At 39.4% G+C, this 25,662-nt stretch carries 25 protein-coding genes; 19 read left to right on the top strand and 6 right to left on the bottom strand.

What is annotated here, in order from left to right; genetic code table 11:
• Positions 1–36: 36 nt before the first annotated feature.
• From DK861_RS07100 to rplI, 8 genes are all read left to right on the top strand, one after another.
• Positions 37–1,335, top strand: coding sequence for an adenylosuccinate synthase (locus DK861_RS07100; RefSeq protein ID WP_006535751.1), 1,299 nt, complete (start codon positions 37–39; stop codon positions 1,333–1,335).
• Between the two features lie 427 nt (positions 1,336–1,762).
• Positions 1,763–2,191, top strand: a complete 429-nt coding sequence (nsrR, locus tag DK861_RS07095; RefSeq protein ID WP_036914714.1) for a nitric oxide-sensing transcriptional repressor NsrR — start codon at positions 1,763–1,765, stop codon at positions 2,189–2,191.
• Positions 2,192–2,230: 39 nt separating this feature from the next.
• Entirely contained in the window at positions 2,231–4,720 is a 2,490-nt protein-coding gene (gene rnr / locus DK861_RS07090; protein ID WP_072064577.1) for a ribonuclease R, read from the top strand.
• An 89-nt stretch (positions 4,721–4,809) separates the two neighbouring features.
• A complete protein-coding gene (rlmB, locus tag DK861_RS07085; RefSeq protein WP_006535748.1) occupies positions 4,810–5,553 on the top strand; it encodes a 23S rRNA (guanosine(2251)-2'-O)-methyltransferase RlmB in 744 nt (247 codons plus the stop codon).
• Between the two features lie 162 nt (positions 5,554–5,715).
• On the top strand, positions 5,716–6,114 hold the full coding sequence (rpsF, locus tag DK861_RS07080) for a 30S ribosomal protein S6 (RefSeq protein WP_006535747.1): 399 nt from the start codon (positions 5,716–5,718) through the stop codon (positions 6,112–6,114).
• An 8-nt stretch (positions 6,115–6,122) separates the two neighbouring features.
• Positions 6,123–6,443 carry a primosomal replication protein N gene (gene priB, locus DK861_RS07075; protein WP_006535746.1) on the top strand — a complete coding sequence of 107 codons (321 nt, stop codon included), beginning with the start codon at positions 6,123–6,125 and terminating at the stop codon, positions 6,441–6,443.
• Between the two features lie 4 nt (positions 6,444–6,447).
• Positions 6,448–6,675 carry a 30S ribosomal protein S18 gene (rpsR, locus tag DK861_RS07070; RefSeq protein ID WP_000135199.1) on the top strand — a complete coding sequence of 76 codons (228 nt, stop codon included), beginning with the start codon at positions 6,448–6,450 and terminating at the stop codon, positions 6,673–6,675.
• A gap of 40 nt (positions 6,676–6,715) precedes the next feature.
• On the top strand, positions 6,716–7,165 hold the full coding sequence (gene rplI / locus DK861_RS07065) for a 50S ribosomal protein L9 (protein ID WP_023583606.1): 450 nt from the start codon (positions 6,716–6,718) through the stop codon (positions 7,163–7,165).
• Positions 7,166–7,247: 82 nt separating this feature from the next.
• On the opposite strand, the gene DK861_RS07060 is transcribed toward rplI, so the two are convergent.
• The gene (locus tag DK861_RS07060; protein WP_109399671.1) at positions 7,248–7,910 is read right to left on the bottom strand and encodes a LysM-like peptidoglycan-binding domain-containing protein; all 663 of its coding nucleotides are present in this window, start codon (positions 7,908–7,910) and stop codon (positions 7,248–7,250) included.
• A gap of 53 nt (positions 7,911–7,963) precedes the next feature.
• Entirely contained in the window at positions 7,964–9,658 is a 1,695-nt protein-coding gene (locus DK861_RS07055) for a hypothetical protein (RefSeq protein ID WP_109399670.1), read from the bottom strand.
• A 235-nt stretch (positions 9,659–9,893) separates the two neighbouring features.
• On the opposite strand from DK861_RS07055, the gene DK861_RS07050 reads away from it, so the two are divergent.
• Genes DK861_RS07050 through zinT form a run of 3 tightly spaced genes read left to right on the top strand, consistent with a single transcriptional unit; the run spans position 9,894 to position 10,930 of the window.
• A complete protein-coding gene (locus DK861_RS07050; RefSeq protein WP_072064574.1) occupies positions 9,894–10,142 on the top strand; it encodes a type B 50S ribosomal protein L31 in 249 nt (82 codons plus the stop codon).
• A gap of 10 nt (positions 10,143–10,152) precedes the next feature.
• Positions 10,153–10,278: a type B 50S ribosomal protein L36 gene (ykgO, locus tag DK861_RS07045; RefSeq protein ID WP_006535739.1), complete on the top strand. Its 126-nt coding sequence runs from the start codon at positions 10,153–10,155 to the stop codon at positions 10,276–10,278.
• A gap of 4 nt (positions 10,279–10,282) precedes the next feature.
• A complete protein-coding gene (zinT, locus tag DK861_RS07040; protein ID WP_109399669.1) occupies positions 10,283–10,930 on the top strand; it encodes a metal-binding protein ZinT in 648 nt (215 codons plus the stop codon).
• Between the two features lie 138 nt (positions 10,931–11,068).
• Here the strand turns inward: zinT and DK861_RS07035 are convergent, their stop codons facing one another.
• The gene (locus DK861_RS07035; RefSeq protein WP_109399668.1) at positions 11,069–12,517 is read right to left on the bottom strand and encodes an NAD-dependent succinate-semialdehyde dehydrogenase; all 1,449 of its coding nucleotides are present in this window, start codon (positions 12,515–12,517) and stop codon (positions 11,069–11,071) included.
• A gap of 274 nt (positions 12,518–12,791) precedes the next feature.
• Between DK861_RS07035 and DK861_RS07030 the strand changes: the two genes are divergently transcribed.
• Both DK861_RS07030 and cysQ read left to right on the top strand, forming a co-directional pair.
• The gene (locus DK861_RS07030) at positions 12,792–13,412 is read left to right on the top strand and encodes a peptidylprolyl isomerase (protein WP_006535733.1); all 621 of its coding nucleotides are present in this window, start codon (positions 12,792–12,794) and stop codon (positions 13,410–13,412) included.
• 142 nt (positions 13,413–13,554) lie between these two features.
• Complete coding sequence (cysQ, locus tag DK861_RS07025) at positions 13,555–14,295, top strand: 3'(2'),5'-bisphosphate nucleotidase CysQ (RefSeq protein WP_006535732.1); 741 nt, start codon at positions 13,555–13,557, stop codon at positions 14,293–14,295.
• 53 nt (positions 14,296–14,348) lie between these two features.
• Here cysQ and DK861_RS07020 read toward each other — a convergent pair whose 3' ends face one another.
• Positions 14,349–14,909, bottom strand: a complete 561-nt coding sequence (locus DK861_RS07020) for a YtfJ family protein (protein WP_072064570.1) — start codon at positions 14,907–14,909, stop codon at positions 14,349–14,351.
• Between the two features lie 282 nt (positions 14,910–15,191).
• Here DK861_RS07020 and DK861_RS07015 point away from each other — a divergent pair, with 282 nt between their 5' ends.
• Positions 15,192–15,398: a DUF1107 domain-containing protein gene (locus DK861_RS07015; protein WP_006535730.1), complete on the top strand. Its 207-nt coding sequence runs from the start codon at positions 15,192–15,194 to the stop codon at positions 15,396–15,398.
• Between the two features lie 79 nt (positions 15,399–15,477).
• Here DK861_RS07015 and DK861_RS07010 read toward each other — a convergent pair whose 3' ends face one another.
• Both DK861_RS07010 and msrA read right to left on the bottom strand, forming a co-directional pair.
• Positions 15,478–16,863 carry a hemolysin family protein gene (locus tag DK861_RS07010; protein WP_072064569.1) on the bottom strand — a complete coding sequence of 462 codons (1,386 nt, stop codon included), beginning with the start codon at positions 16,861–16,863 and terminating at the stop codon, positions 15,478–15,480.
• Positions 16,864–17,013: 150 nt separating this feature from the next.
• Positions 17,014–17,640 (bottom strand): peptide-methionine (S)-S-oxide reductase MsrA, encoded by a 627-nt coding sequence (gene msrA, locus DK861_RS07005; protein ID WP_006535727.1) that lies wholly within the window; start codon positions 17,638–17,640, stop codon positions 17,014–17,016.
• Between the two features lie 138 nt (positions 17,641–17,778).
• Here msrA and DK861_RS07000 point away from each other — a divergent pair, with 138 nt between their 5' ends.
• From DK861_RS07000 to DK861_RS06980, 5 genes are all read left to right on the top strand, one after another.
• Complete coding sequence (locus DK861_RS07000) at positions 17,779–19,521, top strand: autotransporter assembly complex family protein (protein ID WP_109399666.1); 1,743 nt, start codon at positions 17,779–17,781, stop codon at positions 19,519–19,521.
• Positions 19,521–23,342, top strand: a complete 3,822-nt coding sequence (locus DK861_RS06995; protein ID WP_109399715.1) for a translocation/assembly module TamB domain-containing protein — start codon at positions 19,521–19,523, stop codon at positions 23,340–23,342. The genes DK861_RS07000 and DK861_RS06995 overlap by 1 nt, the downstream gene beginning before the upstream one ends.
• A 5-nt stretch (positions 23,343–23,347) precedes the next feature.
• On the top strand, positions 23,348–23,695 hold the full coding sequence (locus DK861_RS06990; protein ID WP_036939401.1) for a gamma-glutamylcyclotransferase: 348 nt from the start codon (positions 23,348–23,350) through the stop codon (positions 23,693–23,695).
• A 356-nt stretch (positions 23,696–24,051) separates the two neighbouring features.
• The gene (locus tag DK861_RS06985) at positions 24,052–24,315 is read left to right on the top strand and encodes an XRE family transcriptional regulator (RefSeq protein ID WP_109399665.1); all 264 of its coding nucleotides are present in this window, start codon (positions 24,052–24,054) and stop codon (positions 24,313–24,315) included.
• 47 nt (positions 24,316–24,362) lie between these two features.
• A complete protein-coding gene (locus DK861_RS06980) occupies positions 24,363–25,655 on the top strand; it encodes a dTDP-4-dehydrorhamnose 3,5-epimerase family protein (protein WP_109399664.1) in 1,293 nt (430 codons plus the stop codon).
• The last annotated feature ends 7 nt before the right edge of the window (positions 25,656–25,662 follow it).

The following is a 25,662-nucleotide window of genomic DNA, read 5'->3' as shown; positions in this document are numbered from 1 at the left end:
TAGAATCCTTTTTTAAGCAACCGAGTGTATTTTGAAATGAGTAATAACGTTGTCGTATTGGGCACCCAGTGGGGTGACGAAGGTAAAGGCAAGATAGTCGATTTGCTGACAGAACGCGCTAAGTATGTTGTTCGCTACCAAGGTGGCCATAACGCAGGCCACACTCTAGTCATCGACGGTGAAAAAACCGTTCTTCATTTGATCCCATCAGGCATTCTCCGTGAAAATGTTGTTAGCATCATAGCAAACGGTGTCGTGTTATCACCGGAAGCGCTGATGAAGGAAATGACCCAACTTGAAGATCGTGGCATTCCTGTTCGCTCTCGTTTACTTCTGTCTGAAGCTTGCCCATTAATCCTTCCTTATCATATCGCATTAGATAATGCGCGTGAGAAAGCGCGTGGCGAGAAAGCTATCGGTACAACAGGCCGTGGTATCGGTCCTGCTTACGAAGATAAAGTTGCTCGTCGCGGTTTACGTGTTGGCGATCTGTTTGATAAAAAAGCGTTTGCACAAAAACTCAAAGAAATCATCGAATACCATAACTTCCAACTGGTTAACTACTACAAAGTTGAACCTGTTGATTACCAAAAAACCTTAGACGATATCATGGCAATCGCTGATATTCTGACAGGTATGGTTGTTGATGTTTCTGACTTACTGTACAAAGCAACACAAAACGGTGAGTTAGTGATGTTTGAAGGTGCACAAGGTACTTTATTAGACATCGACCACGGTACTTATCCGTATGTAACCTCTTCAAACACAACCGCAGGTGGTGTAGCAACAGGTTCAGGTTTAGGCCCTCGTTATGTTGGTTACGTATTAGGGATCATCAAAGCTTACTCTACTCGTGTAGGTGCAGGTCCATTCCCAACTGAATTGTTTGATGAAGTGGGTGACTTCTTACGTGAGAAAGGCCAAGAGTTTGGTGCAACCACTGGTCGTAGCCGTCGTACTGGTTGGTTAGATATCGTCGCTATTCGTCGCGCTGTTCAAATCAACTCACTGTCTGGTTTCTGCATGACGAAACTGGATGTGTTAGATGGTTTGAAAGAAGTGAAACTGTGTGTGGGTTATCGCTTACCAAACGGTGAAGTCATTGATACAACACCTTTAGCTGCTGATGAATGGGAAGGTATCGAGCCTATCTATGAATCAATGCCAGGTTGGAATGAAAGTACTTTTGGTGTGAAAGATCACGCTCAACTGCCACAAGCAGCGCTGAACTACATCAAACGTGTAGAAGAGTTAACAGGTGTTCCTGTTGATATTGTTTCTACTGGTCCAGACCGTTCAGAAACCATCATTCTCCGTCATCCATTTGATGCATAATCTGCATTAAATTGGTTTGATGTGAAAATCGTCCCTGAAAATGACAGGGGCGATTTTTTCGTATCTGTTTGTTGATTAAATTGAGATAAAAATACGCGTTACACATATAAGATAAGACAGCTTTACACTCGGTTTTGCTTCTGTTTTATCCGTAACGCGTAAAAACAATAAGACAATGTTATTGTTGTAATGCCAGAAATAGAAAAGCGATCTGTTGAAAATCGACAGTATCGCTTTTTCTTTGCCTATGATGTCGCTATTATTTTGTTAGTAGTCAAGTGAGAGATGGAAATAACTCACTTTTGAGCATATCTTTGCTAAATGTCCAAAAATTAAACATAATATTGCTTAATAAAATGATATTCTCATTACTAATTACTTATCCCTTAACGACTTTAATAGGGAAAACCACTTTTCAGAGGTCATTGTGCAATTAACCAGTTTTACAGATTATGGATTGCGGGCATTGATATATATGGCTTCATTGCCAGAAGGCAAAATGACGAGTATCACGGAAGTGACGCAAGTCTATGGTGTCTCGCGTAACCATATGGTGAAAATTATTAATCAACTTAGCCACTTAGGTTTTGTTGAGGCTATTCGTGGTAAAAATGGTGGGATCCGTTTAGGTAAGCCTGCAACAGACATCATTGTGGGTGAGGTTGTTCGTGCTTTAGAGCCACTTTCATTAGTAAACTGTAGTGCTGAGTTTTGCCACATTACCCCTGCGTGTCGACTAAAACTGGTCTTGAATCAGGCAATTGAGCAGTTTTTGAAAGAGTTAGACCGTCACACACTCGCTGAGCTAGTTGAAAATAATAGCTCCTTATATAAATTGTTATTAGAAGATGTTTGAGTCTACTATTTCATCAAATCTGATAGCTTGGAGGTCATAATGTCAAAAGATCCTTTTCAGGATAGAGAAGCAGAAAAATACGCCTCTCCAATTGCTAGTCGCGAATATATTTTAGAAGAAATGAAAAAACGCACGGCACCCATGAGCCGTGAAGATTTAGCACAGGCGTTAAAAATTTCAGGTGAAGAAGACTTAGAAGCGTTACGTCGTCGTTTAAGAGCGATGGAGCGTGATGGTCAATTAGTTTTTACCCGTCGCCAGTGCTACGCGTTACCTGAACGCCTTGATTTATGGAAAGGAAAGGTAATTGGTCACCGTGATGGTTATGGTTTTTTACGTGCAGAAGGTCAAAAAGATGATCTTTACCTTTCACAAGATGAAATGAAAAAAACCATGCATGGCGATGTTATTCTTGCTCAACCTTTAGGTATGGATAGAAAAGGTCGCCGTGAAGGTCGTGTTGTTCGCGTGATTGAACCACGAAATAATCAAATTGTAGGTCGCTATTTTATTGAGTCAGGTATGGGATTCGTTGTACCTGATGATAGCCGTTTAAGCTTTGATATTCTTATTCCTAAAGAAGATATCATGGGTGCACGTATGGGTAATGTGGTGGTGGTTGAAGTCACTACAAGACCAACGCGACGAACTCAAGCTGTAGGTCGTATTGTCGAAATTTTAGGTGAGACGATGGGGACGGGTATTGCAGTAGAGATCGCATTACGTACCCATGAAATTCCTTACACTTGGCCTGCAAAAGTCACAAAAGAAGTCGCTGATTTAAAAGAGGAAGTGCCTGAATCTGCCAAAGAAGGCCGTGTTGATTTACGTGGTTTGCCTTTAATCACAATTGATGGTGAAGATGCACGAGATTTCGATGACGCTGTTTATTGTCAACGTAAAAAGGGTGGCGGCTGGCGTTTATGGGTTGCAATTGCTGATGTTAGCTATTACGTGCGTCCACAGACGGCATTAGATACAGAAGCGCGTAGTCGAGGAAACTCTGTTTATTTCCCTTCTCAAGTCGTACCGATGTTGCCAGAAGTTCTGTCTAATGGATTATGTTCATTAAACCCACAAGTTGACCGTTTGTGTATGGTCTGCGAGATGACGGTTTCTGAGCAAGGGCGCCTTTCTTCTTATAGATTCTATGAAGCAGTGATGAGTTCTCATGCTCGAATGACCTACACCAAAGTGTGGAAAATCATTCAAGGTGATGAAGAACTACGTGCGCACTATAAGCCTATCGTTAAAGATATTGAACATCTATATGAATTATACCAAGCACTTGATAAAGCGCGTGAGCAACGTGGTGCGATAGGGTTTGAATCTGAAGAAGCGAAATTTATCTTCAATGCAGAGCGTCGTATTGAACGTATCGAGCCTGTTGTTCGTAACGATGCACACAAATTAATTGAAGAGTGCATGATCTTAGCGAATATCGCAGCCGCTCGTTTTGTTGAGAAGAATGAAGAACCTGCACTTTATCGTATTCATGATAAACCGAAAGAAGAAAGCGTACTGAATTTACGTTCAGTCTTTAATGAATTAGGTTTAACGTTGCCAGGGGGCTTAACGCCAGAGCCAGCAGATTATGCGCGAGTCATGAAAGAGGTTGAAGACAGACCTGATCGTGAAATGCTACAAACCATGATTTTGCGCTCAATGAAGCAGGCGATTTACGATCCTGAAAACCGTGGGCACTTTGGTTTAGCATTAAAATCTTATGCGCACTTTACCTCACCAATTCGTCGTTATCCTGATCTAGCTTTGCACCGTGCAATTAAATATCAAATTGCCAAACAAGAAGGCCATGGCTCACAGCGTTGGACCCCAACAGGTGGCTACCATAGTGATATGGACACCATGTTGCAATTAGGCGAGCACTGTTCTTTAACTGAACGCCGTGCTGATGAAGCAACAAGAGATGTGGCTGATTGGCTGAAATGTGACTTTATGCTGGATCAAATTGGTCAACAATTTACCGGTATAATCACCAGCGTAACGGGCTTTGGTTTCTTTGTTCGTTTAAATGATCTGTTTATTGATGGTTTGGTACATGTTTCTACATTAAATAATGATTACTATCAATATGATAATGTGGGGCAGCGTTTAATTGGTGAGTCTTCAGGACAAGTCTATCGCCTTGGTGATGAAGTTGAAGTTAAAGTTGAAGCAGTCAGTATGGATGAACGTACTATCGATTTCTCCTTAATTTCAACAACACGTACCGCGCGTAACCCGGGTAAAACAGCACGAGTTCGCGGGTTAAAGGGTGAAAAAGACAAGAGAAACGCAAGTTCTAGTAAGTCTCGACGTCGTGATGCAAGTAAAGATAAAAACTTTGAGCCAGATAGCGCCTTCAAAAAAGGAAAATCAGCTAAAAGTAATGCAAACAAAGACAGCGCTGTAAAAGACCAAGTTGCTAAAGATAAAGCAAGCAGTAAACGAAAGAAAGCATCATCACAAACCAAAAAGATAGAAGCAAAGCTTAAAGCTAAGCGCGCTGCCAAACGCGATAAAGCATAAGATTTGTTCTTCTAGTTCTTTTTTAAAAGGCGGAGACTCCGCCTTTTAGCTGTTTTGTGCCTTTTATTTTTTAATGAGTAAGTACCGCTATGAGCGAAGAAATTATTTATGGTATTCACGCAGTAAAAGCATTGCTTGAGCGTGATCCTGCACGTTTTAAAGAAGTTTATGTATTAAAAGGGCGTGAAGACCGCCGTTTAACTCCCGTTATTCACGAATTAGAAGCCCAAGGGATTTTAGTTCAAGTGGCTAATCGTCAGTGGTTAGATAGCCAAACAGAGGGTGCTGTTCACCAAGGTATTATTGCAAAAGTGAAACCAGGTCGTCAGTATCAAGAACAAGATTTACCTGACTTGTTAGCTAAAGTTGGTACACCTTTCTTATTAGTGCTAGACGGTGTTACTGATCCCCATAATTTAGGGGCTTGTTTGCGTAGCGCAGATGCAGCGGGTGTACACGCTGTTATCGTACCTAAAGATCGTTCTGCACAATTAAATGCAACAGCGAAAAAAGTGGCTTGTGGCGCAGCAGAAAGCGTTCCTTTAATTAAAGTGACTAACCTTGCTCGTACATTACGTTTCCTGCAAGAAGAGAATGTTTGGATTGTCGGCACAGCAGGCGAAGCAGATCATACTTTATATCAAAGCAAACTTACTGGCCCAATGGCATTAGTGATGGGTGCTGAAGGTGAAGGTATGCGTCGTTTAACACGTGAGCATTGTGATGAACTGATCAGTATTCCAATGGCGGGTACGGTGTCTTCGCTCAACGTTTCTGTCGCAACTGGCGTTTGTTTATTTGAAGCGATGCGCCAGCGTATTATTGTGAAATAATCGTTTAGTTTATTTTATTCTCTATACTCCCTTGAGTTTTATTGACCGCGGGGGTATAGTTACGCGTCAATTTTTTCAGTCACAACTAAACAAGTTCCTTGCCTCCATGGGTGGTGACTGACCCTGACAGGAGGCTGATAAATCCGTAAGGAGCAATATCAAATGCGTCATTACGAAATCGTTTTTATGGTTCATCCTGACCAGAGCGAACAAGTTCCGGGCATGATCGAGCGTTATAAAACCGCTATCACTAATGCAAATGGTCAGATCCACCGTCTAGAAGACTGGGGTCGTCGTCAATTAGCTTATCCAATCAACAAACTGCACAAAGCACACTACGTTCTAATGAACGTTGAAGCTCCGCAGGAAGTGATTGATGAACTGGAAACTACTTTCCGTTTCAACGATGCCGTTCTCCGCAACATGATTATGCGTACTAAACACGCAGTAACTGAAGCTTCTCCAATGGTTAAAGCAAAAGACGAACGCCGTCGTGATATCGCTGATGACCTAGATGGTGAAGAAGAAGTTGATGATGTAGCAGAGGATTCTGAAGAGTAATTAGTGCTGTGACGGCTAATAATCATTTGGTGCTAACTGGCACAGTGTGCAAAGCATTAATACGAAAAGTTAGCCCCGCTGGGATCCCGCACTGTCAATTTGTTATTGAACATCGTTCAATACAAGAAGAGGCGGGATTAAAAAGACAATCATGGTGCCGAATGCCCATTATTGCTAGCGGGAAAGCGTTACAAGCAGTTACTCACAGTATAACGGTCGGCAGCCAAATCACCGTTTCAGGATTCATTAGTAGCCATCAGGCGCGAAATGGATTATTTAAATTGGTGCTTCATGCCGAGCAGATTGAATTGATAGATTCTGGAGACTAGCCATATGGCACGTTATTTCCGTCGTCGTAAGTTCTGCCGTTTCACAGCAGAAGGCGTACAAGAGATCGATTATAAAGATATCGCTACGCTGAAAAACTATATCACTGAAAGTGGTAAAATTGTACCAAGTCGTATCACCGGTACTCGTGCAAAATACCAGCGTCAGCTGGCTCGTGCTATCAAGCGCGCACGCTACCTGTCTTTATTACCTTATACTGATCGTCATCAGTAATAGGTATATAGTCCATTAATGACTTGTAGAGGATAAGGTAATGCAAATTATTCTGCTTGATAAAGTAGCGAATCTAGGTAGCCTGGGTGATCAGGTTAACGTAAAATCGGGCTATGCTCGTAACTATTTAATCCCACAGGGTAAAGCTGTTTCTGCGACTAAGAAAAACATTGAGTTTTTCGAAGCGCGTCGTGCTGAGTTAGAAGCTAAATTAGCTGAAACTTTAGCAGCAGCTGAAGCTCGTGCAGCGAAGATCAATGCACTGGGTTCTGTCACTATCAGCTCTAAAGCGGGTGACGAAGGTAAACTGTTTGGTTCAATCGGTACTCGTGACATCGCTGATGCAGTAACTGCAGCTGGCGTTGAAATGTGTAAGAGCGAAGTTCGCCTGCCAAATGGCGTTCTGCGTACTACTGGTGACCACGAAGTTCACTTCCAAGTTCACAGTGACGTATTCGCTGAACTGAATGTTATCATCGTTGCTGAATAATCTCTGATTAAACAGTTAATGTTGATAAAGAAAAACGCCAGCTTAGCTGGCGTTTTTCTTTGGGGAAATAAAAGCTCTTCTACTATGGTGTACGGTAATAACTTCCATCACTTAAACGAGTGTAAGTGATAACAGTACCGGCGCTATTTGTCACTTCTAGCATGCTAACATCACCTTGCGGATTGCGCTGTAAACGAATAGTTTGCCCTGAGCGTAATTGGCTTAATGATTTTTGTTGGCCTTCTGATTTCGCCATAGAAAATGCATCATTGACAGGAAGTTGATTGTCTCTAAAAAGTTGCGCTAAGGTTTGTCCTTCTTTGATAGTGTAGGTTTGCCATGTTTTTTGCGCTGGTGTTGATTGAGTGTCTTGTGGTGGCGTCGTTTGAGCAACCGTTCCCTCGGGATCATTTTCCGTTGGGTTATCTATTGATGGAGAAACCTCTGGGTCGGCATTTAAGCTATCTTGTGCTTGAGGGATCGGTGCTTGATACACCGGATCATTGGTAGGCGCTATTGGTACAGGAAGATCATGCGTTGATGATGACGGTTGAGGCGGCTCACCATTATTCTCACTTGTTGGCCAAAAAAACACGACCAATAAAGCAATAGCAATAACGAGTATTGCTCGACGATGTAAGCCAGGGAATTTGCCCATATTCACCTCATTATTGATCTGTGAATCAGTATTATGAATTGCTGTAACATCTTTTTTATTCCTTGTAGCCATACTAGCACGAACCATGATCCTAACCTGCTCCCTGAATTCTTTTCAGAATTATCTATTCGCTCTAACCATTAATGTTCTTCATTTCCTTGATGGTTAACTAAAAATAGCTTCATACGTTGATAAGCATTTTTATCGGTTTCTATGGTTAAGGCTTGTGTTAATTCACCATAAAGATCATGAGGTAATAATGTGTCAGACCATGTTGAAAGAACATTCAGTGCCATATTTCTATCACGCAATATTGGGCTATGTAACTGCCGTTTGATGAGTGACCAGCCGATACCGGGAAAACCACCAAGATCTTGCATAATATATTCAACGGCATGATGAGACTGATATTCAGAGTAGATAGTTATTAATGGATCATCTGTGCTATCTAATGCTGTTAATGCAATTTGTTGTTCTGCAAGTTTGACTACTCTTTCTATTTTATGAGAAGCACCTGTTTGCATTAACTGATGCCACCAATCAGCATTGGGATTATCTTTTTGCAGTGAAAAAAGCAATTCCCAAATATCAAGACGAAGAGATTTTGCTACCAAACTTGCTTGGTAATTTTTTGAGCGAGAGGGATGTTGTAATGCTTCAATAATGAGTGTTGACCACTCTGGTCTTTGAATAATATTTTGTGAAACAGACATAATTTGCTGTTGGACGTGGTCATCCCATCCTAATGCTTCGAGTAATAACCAATCTTCACCACTATTTTGTACAAAATCAGCGATTTCACAAACACAATGAAGCAATTTTAGCTCTTTCGGTGGCAGTGCATCGACTTGTGAAATAAACGCTTTGCAAACTTGGACACCCTCAATGTAATCATAAATATCTTTTGCTGGGCCACCATTAATCAATGCACGCAATAAATCACTACAGCCTAGTAGCAGTGTGTTATCCAAAGGATGCGTATGAAGCATCTCTAATAGTTTGCCTTTCGTTACACAGTCATAGGCGACATATTCTATCATTACATTATTTTTATAGCCTTCAGTGAGTAACCAATAACGGTTATTTACCGAAAGTGCTGTTGGCAGATATTCAATAAATTGAATACGTCCCCAGCCTTTGGTTCGCTGACCAAGGGAATATAAAAAAGGCTCAAACTCTTCGCAAGAAAGACGCTGTTTTAGCGAACGGATAGCATAAAGTGTAAATTCAGGATGAAGAGCAAACAATAAAAGCAAATGTTGAGAAGTATTATCATGAAATGATCTTAACAATCCTAAAGCGATTTTAACGGGATTTTTATCAGGGCTCAGTTTTAAGATCCATAAGATCAACTGAAAATAGATCTCATTTTTAACCAGTACTTCATCTTGTTCTATTTGGTCGATCAATTGGGAAAGATAAGTTATCGGGGCAAGTTTATCCTGACAGGCTATTGCATAAAAAGAAGTGATATGATCTTTATCGGGTAAAAGCACAACATGTTTGATTGCGTTATAGAGTGAGAGGACAAATTCCTCACATGATTGTTGTGAAGGCTGCTGTTCGATCGCGCGACCTATCCGTTGATGCAGAATAATGCCTTCGCGAGCGCCTGCTGACCAACTGAAAGGAATAGATTCATTATTTGATTTTTCTTTTAAGTGACTTTCTGACAATAGATTTAATTCATCAGGTAAAGGCACATCGCCTATTTCATAAGGAGTTAATAATGAAAAAAGCGAAGGTGTAGAACTAGGAAAAACATTAGGAAAGTCTATATTACGATCAATAGACAGAAGTGACTTACTGAAAAGCTTATCGCGCCAATGAGTCATAATAAATCCTATTTGTTTTGCCATCTTAGTATAACTTTAGCGGAAAATAGGAAAACTGGATAAAAAAAGCCAGAAAATCCATTTATATCACTTAAAAAATCCCTTTCAAAAGCATACTTTCTTTCTTGAAATAGAAAAACAAATCAAAAAAAACTGGTCAATAAAATAAAAAAGCGGTACATTAGCACAATTCTAATTTGTTACAATATAACATAACAAACAAATGGGGTTTATTATGAAACTAGGTATTCACCCTCAATATCGAACAGTGATTTTTCATGACACTAGTGCAGATGCTTATTTTAAAGTGGGTTCAACCATCCAAACGGAAAAAACAATAGAGTATGAAGGGCAAATATACCCTTATGTGACATTAGATGTTTCCTCTCAATCACACCCATTTTATACCGGTAAACAAAAGACACATTCTCAAGAAGGTAATGTGGCACGCTTTAATAAACGTTTTGGTCAATTTATTAAGTAAGGAAGAGATAATGCAGGTATTAAGCTCATTAAAAAGTGCTAAACAACGTCATCCAGATTGTAAGGTTGTGCGTCGCCGTGGTCGTCTTTATGTGATTTGTAAGTCAAATCCACGTTTTAAAGCAGTTCAGGGGTAACATCATGCAAAGACCGATACTTTCTTGTGTTTTGATTATGGGACTATTGAGTAGTGCGATGTCTGTTTTGGCTCATGGGCATCATCATGAAAAAGTACAAACACAATCACAACGAGATGCTGCTAATGGTATTTTTGAGGATAAGGATGTGCTTGATCGCCAACTCAGTGATTGGGAAGGTGTATGGCAATCTGTAGAGCCTTATCTTCTCAGTGGCGAATTAGATGAGGTTTTACAGAAAAAAGCAGAAACCAAAAAAGATAAAACGGTTGATGAGTACCGCGCTTACTATACACAAGGCTATAAAACGGATGTGGATATGATTGGTATTGAAAACAATATTATTGAGTTCCATCGTGGTGAGAACGTAGATAGCTGTGAATATCACTATGATGGTTATCGTATTCTACATTATGAGTCTGGTAAAAAAGGAGTACGTTATCTTTTTCGCTGTGATGATGCCAAAAGCCAAGCGCCCAAATTTATTCAATTTAGCGACCACATTATTGCACCAGAGAAAGCGGGGCACTTCCATTTATATATGGGCAATACATCGCAAGATGAATTACTTAAAGAGCTAAGTAACTGGCCAACATATTACCCTTATTCAATGAAAGCAGATGATATTGTTCACGAAATGCTTTATCACTGATAACTTATTGATAAGAATATTGGGCTGACACCTTATACCCTTGGTTATTATCGAGGGTATTTTTCTTTAAAAATAATGATAAAAAAGGAAAAAGCAGTAGCATCCATGCTGACTTACTTTTATAAATAGCGTTAAAGATTATAACCCTTGGCAGAGGTACTTCATCTCCATATAGTCTTCAATGCCGTGCTCAGAGCCTTCACGACCTAAACCTGATTGTTTGATACCACCAAATGGTGCAACTTCATTAGAAATTAACCCCGTGTTAATTCCCACCATGCCATATTCTAAATTTTCAGCAACGCGCCAAATACGCTGTGGATTTTCACTATAAAAATAAGCAGCTAAGCCATAAATGGTGTTATTGGCTAAATGCACCACTTCATCTTCATGTTCAAAAATCACTAAAGGTGCGACAGGGCCAAATATTTCTTCTTCAAGAATATGGCTATCAGTAGGTACATTACCAACAACAGTAGGCTGGAAAAAGTTTTCACCTGCGTTATCACTTTCTCCACCACAAAGCAGTGTTGCACCGCGTTTTAGTGTGTCAGCAAGTAATGATTGTGATTTCTCAACAGCTTTGCGGTTAATCAGAGGTCCAATAGAGACACCTTCTTCAAAACCATTTCCCACTTTAAGTTTTTTAACCGCATCAACAAAGCGCTCGCTAAATTGTTGATAAACATCTTTATGAATATAAAAACGGTTAGCGCAAACACAAGTTTGTCCTGCATTACGGAATTTTGCCCCCATAGCACCTTCAACCGCTTTATCAATATCAGCATCGTTAAACACGATAAAGGGTGCATTACCACCTAACTCTAAAGAGACTTTTTTTACGCTATCCGAGCACTGGCGCATTAATAAACGTCCAACCCCCGTAGAGCCTGTAAAACTTAATTTGCGAACACGGTTATCAGAGGTAAAGACTTCGCCAATTTTAATCGCATCACCTGTGACAATATTAATAACACCGGCGGGGATACCCGCTTGAGCCGCTAATTCAGCTAAAGCTAGTGCAGTATAAGGTGTTTCATTGGCAGGTTTAATCACCATTGTACAACCCGCAGCTAATGCAGGCGCGGCTTTACGGGTGATCATCGCCGCCGGAAAATTCCAAGGCGTGATGGCGGCACAAACGCCGATACCTTGTTTGATCACCATCAAACGTTTATCCGCAGAAGGTGAGGGAATAATTTCACCGTTGGTTCTTTTACCTTGTTCAGCAAACCACTCAATAAAAGAAGCCGCATAAGTAATTTCACCTTCAGCTTCAGCAACGGGTTTGCCTTGCTCGAATGTCATCAATTCAGCAAGTTTTCTTTTGTTTTCAATAATTAATTTAAACCAATTTTGCAACAATGCTCCGCGCTGATGTGCTGTCAGTGCACGCCATTTTGGTAAGGCTTTTTGTGCAGCATCAACAGCCATTATTGCTTCTTGTGTTGCCATATTGGGTACGGTACCTAGTAAAGTACCCGTGGCAGGATCGATAACTTCAACAGTTTCGTTGTTTTTAGCATTACACCACAGACCATCAATATAGCCTTGTTCGCGGAAATAGGGATTTGCAGTTATTTTCACTTAATACCTCTCTGAACATCTCTGTATATTGATATTTAGCTCTGGATTAACAGAGCTAGGCAGTTTTATGCCTACGTATAAGTATATGCCTGTGTTGCGATGTTGTGAAAATAAGTATGACAAATCACACTAAAAAAGTACTAAAGACAGGATAAATAGAGTCAATTATTTAGGTTTTTAACGAATAATCCCCATTACTTAAGGCTGAAGGTTTACGCTGTACCTTACCACTGTTATTCTTGGATCTAACTTTCATAAAAAACAGGTATTTTTCATGTCAAAACCATCATTTGATTCTATCGAATCACAGGCAAGTTACGGTATTGGTCTGCAAGTCGGTCAACAACTGACTGAATCAGGTCTTCAAGGATTAGAGCCCGCAGCACTGTTAGCTGGCTTGACCGATGCATTAGAAGGTAATGCACCTTCTGTACCTGTTGAAACATTACACAATGCCTTACGTACTATGCACGAGCGTGCGGAAGCTGTGCGTCAAGAACGCCAAGCAGAGCTGGCTGATGCTGGTAAAGTTTTCTTAGAAGAAAATGTGAAAAATGAAGGTGTTCAAGTTACAGAATCGGGCTTACAGTACAAAGTGCTGACAGCCGGTGAAGGTGCAATCCCTGCGCGTACTGATCATGTTCGTGTTCATTACACGGGGCGTTTAATTGATGGTACTGTGTTTGATAGCTCAGTTCAACGTGGGCAACCAGCTGAATTCCCAGTAAATGGTGTTATCGCTGGCTGGATTGAAGCATTAACATTAATGCCAGTTGGTTCAAAATGGGAATTATATATTCCTTACCAATTAGCTTATGGCGAACGTGGAGCTGGGGCGGCTATTCCTCCATTCGCAACATTAGTATTTGAAGTAGAATTATTAGAAATTTTATAATTTCTTATTCTGCTGTAAATCAGAGTAAAAAAATAGCCGGTTTTGCCGGCTATTTTTGCCTCTGGACTAAAATAAATAGACAGTAGGATAATTGATTTTTATAAGAGAAGTTATCTACTTATAGAAATAAGCGAGGTGCATTATGTTAGAACAAGTCAGCAAATTAGCCCGCCAAGCAGGTATGGCGATAATGCAAATTTACCAGCAATCAGAGCCTATCCAAGTACAGGAAAAAAGTGATAATTCACCTGTTACAGAAGCAGATTTAGCCGCTCACCAAATTATCAAACAAGGACTTGCTTCTATTGCTCCTGATATACCTCAATTATCTGAAGAAGATCCACCTGAATGGGAAGTTCGCCGTCATTGGGATCGCTATTGGCTAATTGATCCATTAGATGGCACTAAAGAATTTATCAGTAAAAATGGTGAATTTACGGTAAATATCGCCTTAATCGAAAAGGGTATTCCGGTCTTAGGGGTCGTCTATGCACCAGTGCAAAATGTGTTATATGCGGCTGCCAATAAAAAAGCGTGGAAAGAGGAGTGTGGTCAGCGATTACCCATTCATGCAAGTCGTGCTGAGCCACCCGTGATCGTGATTAGTCGTTCTCATCAAGATGATGAATTAAAAGAATATTTATCACAGCTAGGTGAACATCAAACGGTCGCCGTTGGTTCATCTTTGAAGTTTTGTTTAGTCGCTGAAGGTAAAGCACAGCTTTATCCTCGCTTTGGACCTACGCATACATGGGATACTGCAGCAGGCCATGCTATTGCGATTGCAGCTGGCGCCCATGTTACGGATTGGAAAGGGGTAACGTTAGATTACTCGCCAAAAGAGTCGCTAATAAATCCGGGATTTCGAGTTTCTATCTTTTAGTACCGCTTTATGAAATTGGAGCCCTTTGTTTTAGAAGGGCTCTGATTCAGCAATTATTCTTTAATTAAGTCGTTGATGAGGTTGATAGCAGACGTAATTTCCGCGCCGCTTAATACGCCTTCTTTGACGAAACGGACTTTGCCTTGTTTATCTAAAACAATAATCGCTGAACTCTCTTTTTCTAATCCCCAGCCTTTTAATGCTGCGCCATCGGCATCAACAATAAATTGTGACCAAGGAAATTCTTTTTTACTGTCTTCAACGCTGCCACGAACGAATGGGCCTGTGCCAAATACAGCATCATCAGTATTAATAATCGTTGTAGTTTGATAACTGGCATGTGGGAATTTAGCTAGTTTTACCGCTTCAATAAACGGCGCATTCATCTCTTTCGCTTTGCTACGTCCTGCTATATGTTGAACAGTACGCACTTTTCCACTGAGCAGACCACTATTCCAATTTTGGTAGCTAAACTTATCTTTGGTTGTGTCATAAAGTAGCTCACCTTTATCATTGATTGTAACAGCGGGAAGGACTGTATTTTCGGTGATGTTATGTGCGAATGCCCATGTGGATGTGCTAAGTAAAAGAGCAGCTAAGGTTATTTTGTGCATAGCCATTGTCCTATTATTGAAATCGACGTTAGATTCTATCTAAGCATAGAAGCTAGTGAAGAATAATACCTCATCACTGATACATTTATTTAACATTGAGTGGGTAAAATAATGCGCATGCTATCTTTATTTATATTCTTTACTGTCAATAATTGTAAAAATAGATAAGAAAACTAAATAAGTGGAACCTAGTACTTATAATTAGGTCTTTAAATTTGATATATAAAGATAAGTCTTTATGACTTATTAAACTCAACAACGAGCATGGGAGACAACTGAAAGATGAAAATCTTCAATCGCTATAACCCTGAAAAAATTGCTCTCTACGTTAAGACGTTATTTCGTGGACGGTTTTATATCAAAGGAATGGGTGCATTTGAATTCGATTACGGTAAAATTTTATTACCAAAAATAAGAGATAAGCTACATTTTAATGTCATGAGTGAAGTGAACCAGCAGGTCGTTTTACTGAAAGCAGAAATGGGCTAACTTTTATCTGATAGATAACTGAGTCTTTTGTTCTAATAATTTAGATAAGACTCAGTTATTAATTACAAATCGTTACTAACTAATTAGCTACTTTATCATTCTCATTTTTTTGAGTATCTACTTCTGTTGTAGTCGTCTGTGTAACAGGAACATGTTCTTGTAAAACAGGTTTAACAGGAGGGATATCATCAATTTTTGTTACAAGCAATTGATCTATTTTGTAATTATCAATATCGACAACCTCAAACTTATATCCTGAAAACTTCACATAATCAGTACGTTTAGGAATTTTACGTAAACGATACATCATAAAACCAGCGATTGTTTCGTAGTTACTTGAATCAGGGAAATCGTCGATATCAAGTACACGCATCACATCATCAATTGGCGTACCGCCTTCAACTAACCATGAATGCTCATCACGGCTCACAATTTGTTCTTCTTGTCCGGGTCCAATCAAATCACCCATTAAGGTTGTCATCACGTCATTTAGTGTAATAACACCCATTACCATGGCGTATTCATTAAGGATAATGGCAAAGTCTTCACCAGATGTTTTAAAGCTTTCCAACATATCTGAAAGCGTTAATGTGTCAGGAATAATCAGCGCTTTACGAATATGAACACCTTCATTGAGATTTAGGCTTTGTCCGTTAATAACGCGATTAAGAAGCTCTTTAGAGTCTACATAACCAATAATATGGTCAATATCCCCTTCACAAACTAAAAATTTAGAGTGGGGCTGAGTAGCAATTTTTTCTTTGATATCATTTTCAGTCTCTTCACGATCAAAATAGACTACATCTTCTCGTGGTGTCATTGCGGATGGTACAGTACGAGATTCTAATTCAAAGACATTTTCAATCAACTCATGCTCTTGTTTACGTAAAACCCCAGCAACAGCACCTGCTTCTACAATGGCAAAAATATCATCAGAAGTGATGTCTTCATTTCTGACCATTGGGATTTTAAATAACTTGAAAATGAGATCTGCCATACCATTAAATAACCACACCAAAGGGCGGAAGAAGGCAAGGCAGAAACGCATTGGGTTCACAATTCTTAATGCGATAGCTTCAGGCTTAATCATACCAATACGTTTTGGGGTTAAGTCAGCCAGCAAAATAAACATTGATGTGACAATAATAAAAGAACAGATAGATCCAAGCTGTTGGGCGAGAGGCTCTTCAAAAAATTGTAGGTAGAAACTTTTTAGTGAAGGGGAGAATGCAGACTCACCAACGATACCCGCTAAAATGGCAACAGCATTTAATCCTATTTGAACGACAGTAAAAAACATGCCTGGCATTTCTTGCATTTTTAAGACGCGGGCAGCGTTAATATTGCCTTCATCAACAAGTTGTTTGAGTTTAATTCGACGAGAAGCAGCAAGAGAGATTTCAGACAGCGAAAAAAAGGCGCTGATAGCACAAAGCAAAAGCACAATGAGTAAACTATTAAGCATATAAGGCTCACATCACCCCGAGTATTTAATCCAAAGGGTAATACTAGAGTGTTAAAAATAGAAGATAAATCAATATATTGTGATGAAATTATTCACAAAGATAGATAAGAGGGCGCAATTATATCATCGCCCTGCTATTTTCTGCTAGTGTTACTTTTCGGGTGGAAAACAGATACCTATCCCGCCTAATCCACAGTAACCTTGTGGGTTTTTGTATAAATATTGCTGGTGGTAATCTTCAGCAAAATAAAAAGGACCCGCTGGTTGTATTTCTGTCGTAATTTCCGTTGTTGCGCCTTGGGCATTCATCGCTTGTTGATAACGTTTTTTGGACTCAATAGCTTGTGCGTATTGCTCTGCATTAACTGTGTAAATTGCCGAGCGATATTGGCTACCAATATCATTACCTTGGCGCATACCTTGTGATGGATTATGATTTTCCCAAAAAAGAGCCAAAAGTTGTTGGTAGCTAATTATTGCGGGGTCAAAAACAACTCTCACCACTTCACTATGACCCGTTAAACCTTGGCAAACTTGTTGGTAGGTAGGATTTTCTGTTACACCACCGCTATAACCCGCACTTGTTGAGTAAACGCCCTGTTGTTGCCAAAATAGACGTTCAACCCCCCAAAAACAGCCCATCGCAAAATAAGCAATATCCATATTAGCTGGAATATCATTAATAGAATGCCCATTTACTGCATGATTAGCAGATATTTCTAATGGTGTCGAAGTACCCCTTAAGGCATTCTCTGGTTGGTAAGGTTTATGTTGCAAGGTAGACTCCAATTTGTATATTTGTAAACGCTTTACTATATTAAAGATTTAATATTGTTATAAACTAAATCTACAATAAAGCTTAAGATAGTTTGTCGTCAATTCATCACATGGATTAAATAATATTGAGGAGAAAACGTGCCGAGATACTCCGTTATCTACGTTCTCTGTTTGTCTTTTATCGCGCCTGTTGCCTATGGGGCAAATTTGCGTTTAAAAGTAGAAGGTTTAGAAGGGCAGCTCGAAAAAAATGCACGAGTCCAATTATCGAACATTACAACAGAAGAAGTTGCACCTGACGGGCGTTTTCGCGCGCGTGTTGAAAAGGCAATTAAAGAAGGACTTCGCCCTTTAGGCTATTATCAGCCAACAATAACATTCTCCTATCAAGAAAATACACCGCCTGCACGATCAGTATTAACCGCTAAAGTTGAACCGGGTATTCCTATTTTATTAAAAGGGGTTGATATTGTTCTAGAAGGTGGTGCTAAAACCGATGAGCAATATGCAAAAGTTATTAAAGAAAATACGCCTCCTCTTGATAGTGTGTTAAATCATGCAGCTTATGAAAAGCTCAAAGGTTCATTAACAGGACTTGCTATCCGTCGAGGTTATTTTGATGCTGAAATGGATAAAAGCCAGTTAGGCGTTTCTTTAGATAATCATGCCTCATATTGGGATTTTGTTTTCGATAGTGGAGAACGCTATCGTTTTGGAAAAGTGAATTATACAGGATCTCAAATTCGTGAAGACTACCTACAAAATATCGTTCCTTTTAAAGAGGGACAATATTATGCATCAGAAGATCTGGCTGAATTTAATCGCCGTTTAGCCGCAACGGGGTGGTTTAACTCTGCGGTTGTGACGCCCGATATTGCTAAAGCGCGTGCAGAAGGCTCTTATTTGTTACCGATGAGTGCAGTTGTAACACCTCGCTCTCGTAACTATGTTGAGCTTGGTGGTGGTTATGCTACAGATGTTGGCCCTCGCCTTAATATGCAGTGGGATAAGCCTTGGATGAACTCACGAGGCCATAGTTTAACCTCTAATATCAGTGTTTCTCAGCCTGAACAATCTATTGGTGCTAACTATAAAATTCCACTGAAAGTGAATCCATTAGAGCAGTACTATGGTGTTCAAGGTGGTTTTAAACGTACCGATTTAAATGATACTCGTTCTGATACCACAACACTAAATGTGTCTCGTAACTGGGATATGTCGACAGGCTGGCAATACAGTGTGAATACACGTTGGAGTCTCAGCCACTTTACCCAAGGTGAAGTCACAAATACCACCATGTTGCTTTATCCCGGTGTTACAGCCAGCCGTGTACGTCAACGCGGTGGAATGATGCCTTATTGGGGAGACAGCCAACGTTACTCATTAGACTACTCCAATAAAATATGGGGTTCTGATGTTGAGTTTGCTGCATTCCAAGCTCAACAGGTTTGGATCCGTACACCATGGGAAGGACATCGTTTTGTGGTAAGAGGTAATTTTGGTTGGATTGAAACCAATGCGTTTGAGCAAGTACCACCTGAGTTACGTTTCTTTGCTGGTGGTGATAGAAGTGTTCGAGGCTTTAAATACCAAAGTATTTCACCAGAAGATAGTAAAGGTAATTTAACAGGGGCATCAAGGATGCTCGTTGGATCGGTAGAATATCAATATAACGTTACGGGTAATTGGTGGAGTGCTGTCTTTATTGATAGTGGCGAAGCCGTTAATGATTTTACTCGTAGTGATTTTAAAACAGGTGCGGGTGCAGGTGTTCGTTGGGCATCCCCAGTGGGTCCAATTAAATTTGATTTAGCATTACCTGTGAGTGACGTTGATAAACGTAGACTCCAGTTTTATATCGGGTTAGGAGCAGAGTTATGATAAAAAAGTGGTTGAAATGGATTGCGTTAACACTCCTTATCATTATTTTGCTTACATTTGGCGCTGTAGCTTGGATCTTAGGAACACAATCTGGTTTGCATTTTGCCATTAATAGTGCAGCTCGCTGGGTTCCAGGTTTAGTTATCAAAGATGTTAATGGTGGCTGGAAAGATCTACGTTTAACGGGTGTTGAATATCAAATGCCCGGAGTTGATGTGAATGTAGGTGAGTTATCATTAGGATTACGTTTAGCGTGCCTGACGGATAAACAAGTTTGTATTGATACATTGGCGACACGCGATGTGGTTGTTAATGTTGATACTAGTGCTTTCCCACCCTCTGAAGAAACCCCACCATCAGAACCTTTAACTGAGCTCAATGCTCCGTTACCTATCTATTTAAACTCGCTCTCATTAGAAAATACGCATGTGAAGATTGACGATATGGCAATTTCGCTGGATGAGTTTAAAACAGGTGCTCAGTGGGAAGGTCGCCAAGTTACATTAAATCCAACCGTCATTAATGATTTGCTGGTGGCGTTACCCAAAACGCCAGAAGAAGGTAGTGTTGAAGCGGTTGCCCAAGATGTAAAAGAAGTCGCAACTGCAAAACCTAAAGCTGAACCTAAAACACCGGAAGAAAAAGAACAAGCATTAGCAGACACAATTAAAACGCTTTTTGCTAAGCCATTATTAGCTGAATTACCGGAAATTATTATCCCTGTAGATATCAATATTGAAGGTATTGAAGGTAAGCAATTACAAGTAAGTGGGGATACCCCAGTTACCATCAATCAATTATCTTTTGAGGCAAATACCCAAGGCGAGCAAGTTAATCTCACTAAATTACGTGTTGATGCACCAGAAGGTGAGGTCAGTTTAAATGGGGGGATCACGCTTGATAAACAATGGCCTGTTAATTTAGATATCAACGCAACCATTCGTGATGTTGTGGGGCTTGAAGATTTTAAAGATCAAAAAGCCACACTTTCTTTGCAAGGTGCGTTACTCGAAGAACTTAAACTCGCCCTTTCTTTAACAGGAACGGTTACAGCAACCCTTGATGCTCAAGCCGAACTGGCTAAGCCTCATCTTCCTTTAAAACTGACGCTAGAGAGTCAAAAAGTACGTTGGCCATTAACTGGGGATGTACAGTATCAACTTAATGACACTCGATTACGCTTGAATGGTCAGACCGATAACTATGATCTTTCATTACGCTCTGATATTGAAGGTCAGGAGATCCCGCCAGCAAAATTAATGCTGGATGCGAAAGGGAATGAAGAGAAAATAGAGCTAACGCGTTTACGTTTAGCCGCTTTGCAAGGTCATGCCGATATTACCGGTGTCGCTGATTGGAGTAAGGCAATTAGCTGGAATGCATTGCTCACTATTTCGGGAATTAATACTGCAAAACAGTATCCTGATATACCCGCTAAATTAGATGGGCGTATCGCTACAACGGGAAGCCTGTATGGTGGAAGTTGGCAATTACGTGTTCCTGAAATTACCTTAGATGGTAATTTCAAAAATAATTTAATTAAGGCAAGGGGGAATGCGTATGGTAACGATTCTGGGCAATGGAATATCCCTCAACTAAAACTCATTCTTGGTAAAAATAACCTCGATATTGAAGGGCATTTAGGTGATAAGTGGGCATTAGATGCCAATATTAATGCTCCTGGTTTAAATGGTTTTGTTCCTGGGTTTGCGGGCGTTATTAAAGGGAAAGTGAATATCCGCGGTGATATGAACAAACCTAAGATTATCGCTGATATCAATGCTCATGGTATTAAATGGCAAGATCAAGTCAGTGTTGAATCCATCACTATCAAAGGTGATGTTCAATCGGACAAAGAAATTGGTGGTAAGTTAGCTATTACTGCTCGTCAGTTAAAACAAGCCGATTTAGTGATTCGCAATTTAACGTTGAATGCTGCTGGTACAGAAAAACAGCATAAACTCACGTTGAAAATGGATGGCGAGCCTGTTTCTGGTGGGCTGACATTAGCTGGATCATTTGATAAAGAGAAACAACAGTGGAAAGGAACGCTAAATAATACAGCTTTTGATACTCCTGTGGGTGAATGGCGTTTAAATAAAGCCATGGCGCTGAATTTGTTGGCAGAAAAGCAAGAGATCACTATTGGTTCTCATTGCTGGGTGAACCCAAATGCGCAAGTTTGTGTTCCTAAAGCGATAACCGTGGGTGAAAGTGGAACTGCTGCAATTACGCTAACACGTTTTGACTTAGCAATGATAAAGCCGTTCTTGCCACCTGAAACTTCTGTTCAAGGCGTATTTACAGGGGATGCCACTGCAACATGGAACTCAAAAGGCGGATTACCGAAAGCATCTGTCAATCTAAAAGGGCAAGGTGTTGCGGTAAAACAGAATATTGAAGGAACAATTTTACCTATTGATTTCGATGCTATTACCTTAAATGCGGGTATGAATAATGGTAAAGCAACATTGCAATGGCTGATTAGTATTGCAGGTAATGGTGACTTTAAAGGTAATGTACATGTTGCCGATCTTGAGAAAAATCGCCAACTATCAGGTACGGTTGATATTGATAATTTGACATTAGATTTAATCAAACCGTTCTTAGGTAAAGGTGAAATTGCTCAAGGGAATATTGGTGCTCAATTACGTTTAGGGGGAAGTGCTCAATCGCCACTGTTATTTGGTCAATTTGGAATTAATCAATTAAAAGTGGTTGGGCATTGGATCCCATTTGATATTACGAAAGGTAATGTTGATGTTCGATTCAATGGAGCAACATCGGATTTAGGTGGCAGAATTGAAACGCCAGAAGGTTATTTAAATCTTACTGGGAATGCAGATTGGCGTAAGTTAGATGAATGGCGCGCAGTAGTCGCTGCTAATGGTAATAAGCTACGAGTGTCATTGCCTCCAATGGTGCGTATTGATGTTAATCCTGATTTAGTGTTTGAGGCTAACCCTCATTTACTGAAATTAGATGGTCGTATTGATATCCCTTGGGCTCGTATTGTGGTTCAAGAATTACCAGAATCAGCGGTATCGGCATCTTCTGATGAAGTCATGCTAGATAAAAACTTGCAACCTATAGCACCAAAAGAGACATCGATTCCAATTCAAAGCAATTTAGCGATTAATATTGGTGATGATGTGACGCTGGACGCATTTGGACTTAAAGCCCGATTGACGGGAACACTTAAAGTCAATCAGAATAAACAAGGGCTAGGTTTAAATGGTCAAGTTGATATTCCAAGAGGGGAATTCAAAGCCTATGGACAAGACTTACAAGTACGTAAGGGACAAATTTTGTTCTCTGGACCTGTTGATCAACCTTACTTAAATATCGAAGCTATTCGTAATCCAGATAATACCGCAGATAATGTCATTGCGGGGGTTCGAGTAACAGGGCTTGCTGACCAGCCTAAAGTGGAAATTTTCTCTGAGCCGGCTAAAACACAACAAGAAGCATTATCTTACTTGTTAAGAGGCGAAGGTCTAAGCAGTGGTGATGCTGATTCATCACAAATGACAGCAATGCTGATAGGATTAGGCGTTGGTCAGAGTGGTCAGCTTGTAGGGCGCATAGGTGAAACCTTTGGTGTTTCGGATTTAGCGCTTGATACACAAGGTGTGGGGGATAGCTCACAAGTTGTGGTCAGTGGTAAGATAACGAACGATCTACAAGTGAAGTATGGAGTGGGTATATTTGATTCGCTAGCGACGTTAACCTTACGTTATCGCTTGATGCCCAGGTTGTATTTACAAGCAGTGTCTGGTATGAATCAGGCAATAGATCTGCTTTATCAATTTGAGTTTTAAATTATATGCGAATTATTGTTTATGGTAGTTTACGGCGAAACCAAGGCAATCATCACTGGATGACCTATGCACAGCTTTTGGGTGAGCATAAATTAGTGGGATATAAACTCTATGATTTAGGGTTTTACCCCGCGGTTATTGAAGGTGAAGGAGAGATAGAGTGTGAAGTCTATCGGATAACGCCCTCTATCTTGACAGAGCTTGATGAATTGAAAAAGAATGATCAGGATTACAAGCGACAACTGATTTCAACGCCTTATGGCAGTGCTTGGATCTACCTTTATCAAAAGCCTGTGGATGGTTTACGTGAAATAAAATGTGGTGACTGGTTAAAGCGCCACGAAGAAGAGTAATAAGCAAACTTTAGCTATTACGATAGATGACTTAGTAATGATAAAAAAGCGTGATATAAATATCGCGCTTTTTTATTTTAGTGAAAATATTATTTTCTATAAAATTAATCATAAACTTTAATTTTTATTATTACTTTACTATTTATAGTAGAGGTAGTCATATATTCTAATATATTTATTTATATTGTTTTAAATTTAAGTCGGTAATTATTTATTTAAAATTTATCTATAATGATATGAAAATTATTAATAGTAGACCTGATTGACAACAAAATAAATTTAATGTTAAAACAGTCTTGTTTGAGAGGGAAAGAGATAATTATCCTATTATTAATATAGTGAAACAAGGTAATTTTATGGATAAATTAAATGATATTACTCAACTTTATAATAATCCACCAAAAGATTTAAAATACAATATAGTAAATCATCGTTTTACTGATTTGATATTACAAACAAAAACTGTAACAACAGATGCATTAGATAAACTAGCCTATCTTGCCGGTATTAAAAATGCACCTGCAGATGATAAGTATTTAAAATTAAATACAACTAATTTAGATGAATTAAAAAAAAGTGCAAAGCTACTTGGTTATGATATCGAAATTGTCAGTATTTAATAAAAAGCAGCCATAAGGCTGCTTTTTTAACTGCATAGGAGGTAGTCGTGAATAAGGATATTGATGAACTCAATAAAAATATTAATATTGTAGGATTATACTGGATTGCTCGCTGGCGAATAAATAATGGAAAACAGCATTCTTATGTTATTCCTTTCGCAACAACCTATCCTATTAATATTGTTTACCATGGTAAAAGTGAATTTAAATATGGGCAGTACGGCATTCATCTTGGTCAACAAGATACATTAACTTTTTTAGGTGATGAAAAACAAAAGATATTGGCTAAATTTATTGATTGTCGTAAAAACTCACCAACATTTAAATCAGAATTAATTTTTGAGATAACACCATCATCAGCAAGAACACTAATTATTCCCCCTGGGGTCGCTCATACTTTTTCTTATCTAGAGAATGTTTTTACCTTAAATAGCTACTCTCTTTTTTTACCCACTATCGAGCAATTCGCAAGTGAAACACTAAATTGGTCACCTAATAATGATGTGATAAACCTTCCTGAAAATATCGATATTAATGAGATTGAAGGCTATGAACCAATGACAGAAGAAGCTTCTGCACTGGTCTATCATCGGATTGCCGAGATACAACAACAGTGGTTAAGTCAACATCGATTTCTACACTCTGAAACCCGCAAAGTCCGCTTAGATAATGGTGATGAGATTAATTTACGGTTTCGAGAGAAAATGGTAGATACTCAAAAACAACAATTACCTACATCGACTATTTTAGGTGTGGAATTTCGCGAAATGGCTACCCTACATACTGGCAAAGAGAGTGGTATTGTCCCATTAACGGGACAATCTCCTATGTATCTGGTTGAGCATGGTCATGAGGATTATGATTTTGACTCTTATGGATTACATTTAGGGCAAGAAGATCATTTAACTTTTTTAGGAGATATATCTCATGAAATTACCGTTAAGTTAGTGGATATGCGTGAAAATTCACCCACGCTTTTTTATGAAGATGAAATTGTTTTCAATCCTGCCCCAAATATTGAATTAGTGATCCCCTGTGGTGTTGCCCATGCTTTATTTAATATGGCGAATATTATTACTGTTAATCGGCCGATTATTTATTTAGACAAAGAAAAAGAATATATTCCAGGCCATGATGTAGTTGACTGGAAAATTTCTAATAAAAACTATCAATCTTATCGTGTTAATAAAATACCAGCAGATTTAAGCTATTATCAATTCCTTGTTTCTAAACAACAAGAATTAATGAAACATAAGCCCACTCATCATACCCCAAAATCGATTATTGTTTATGATGAAAATAACCAGCCTATTAAAGTATTAATTAAAGAAAAGGTGTAACTTCTAT

Origin of the sequence: Proteus sp. TJ1640, from assembly GCF_003144445.1 — a bacterium.
Taxonomy (GTDB): domain Bacteria; phylum Pseudomonadota; class Gammaproteobacteria; order Enterobacterales; family Enterobacteriaceae; genus Proteus; species Proteus penneri.
Note: the sequence above shows the minus strand (reverse complement) of the source record. Positions and strands in the feature narration are given on the sequence as shown.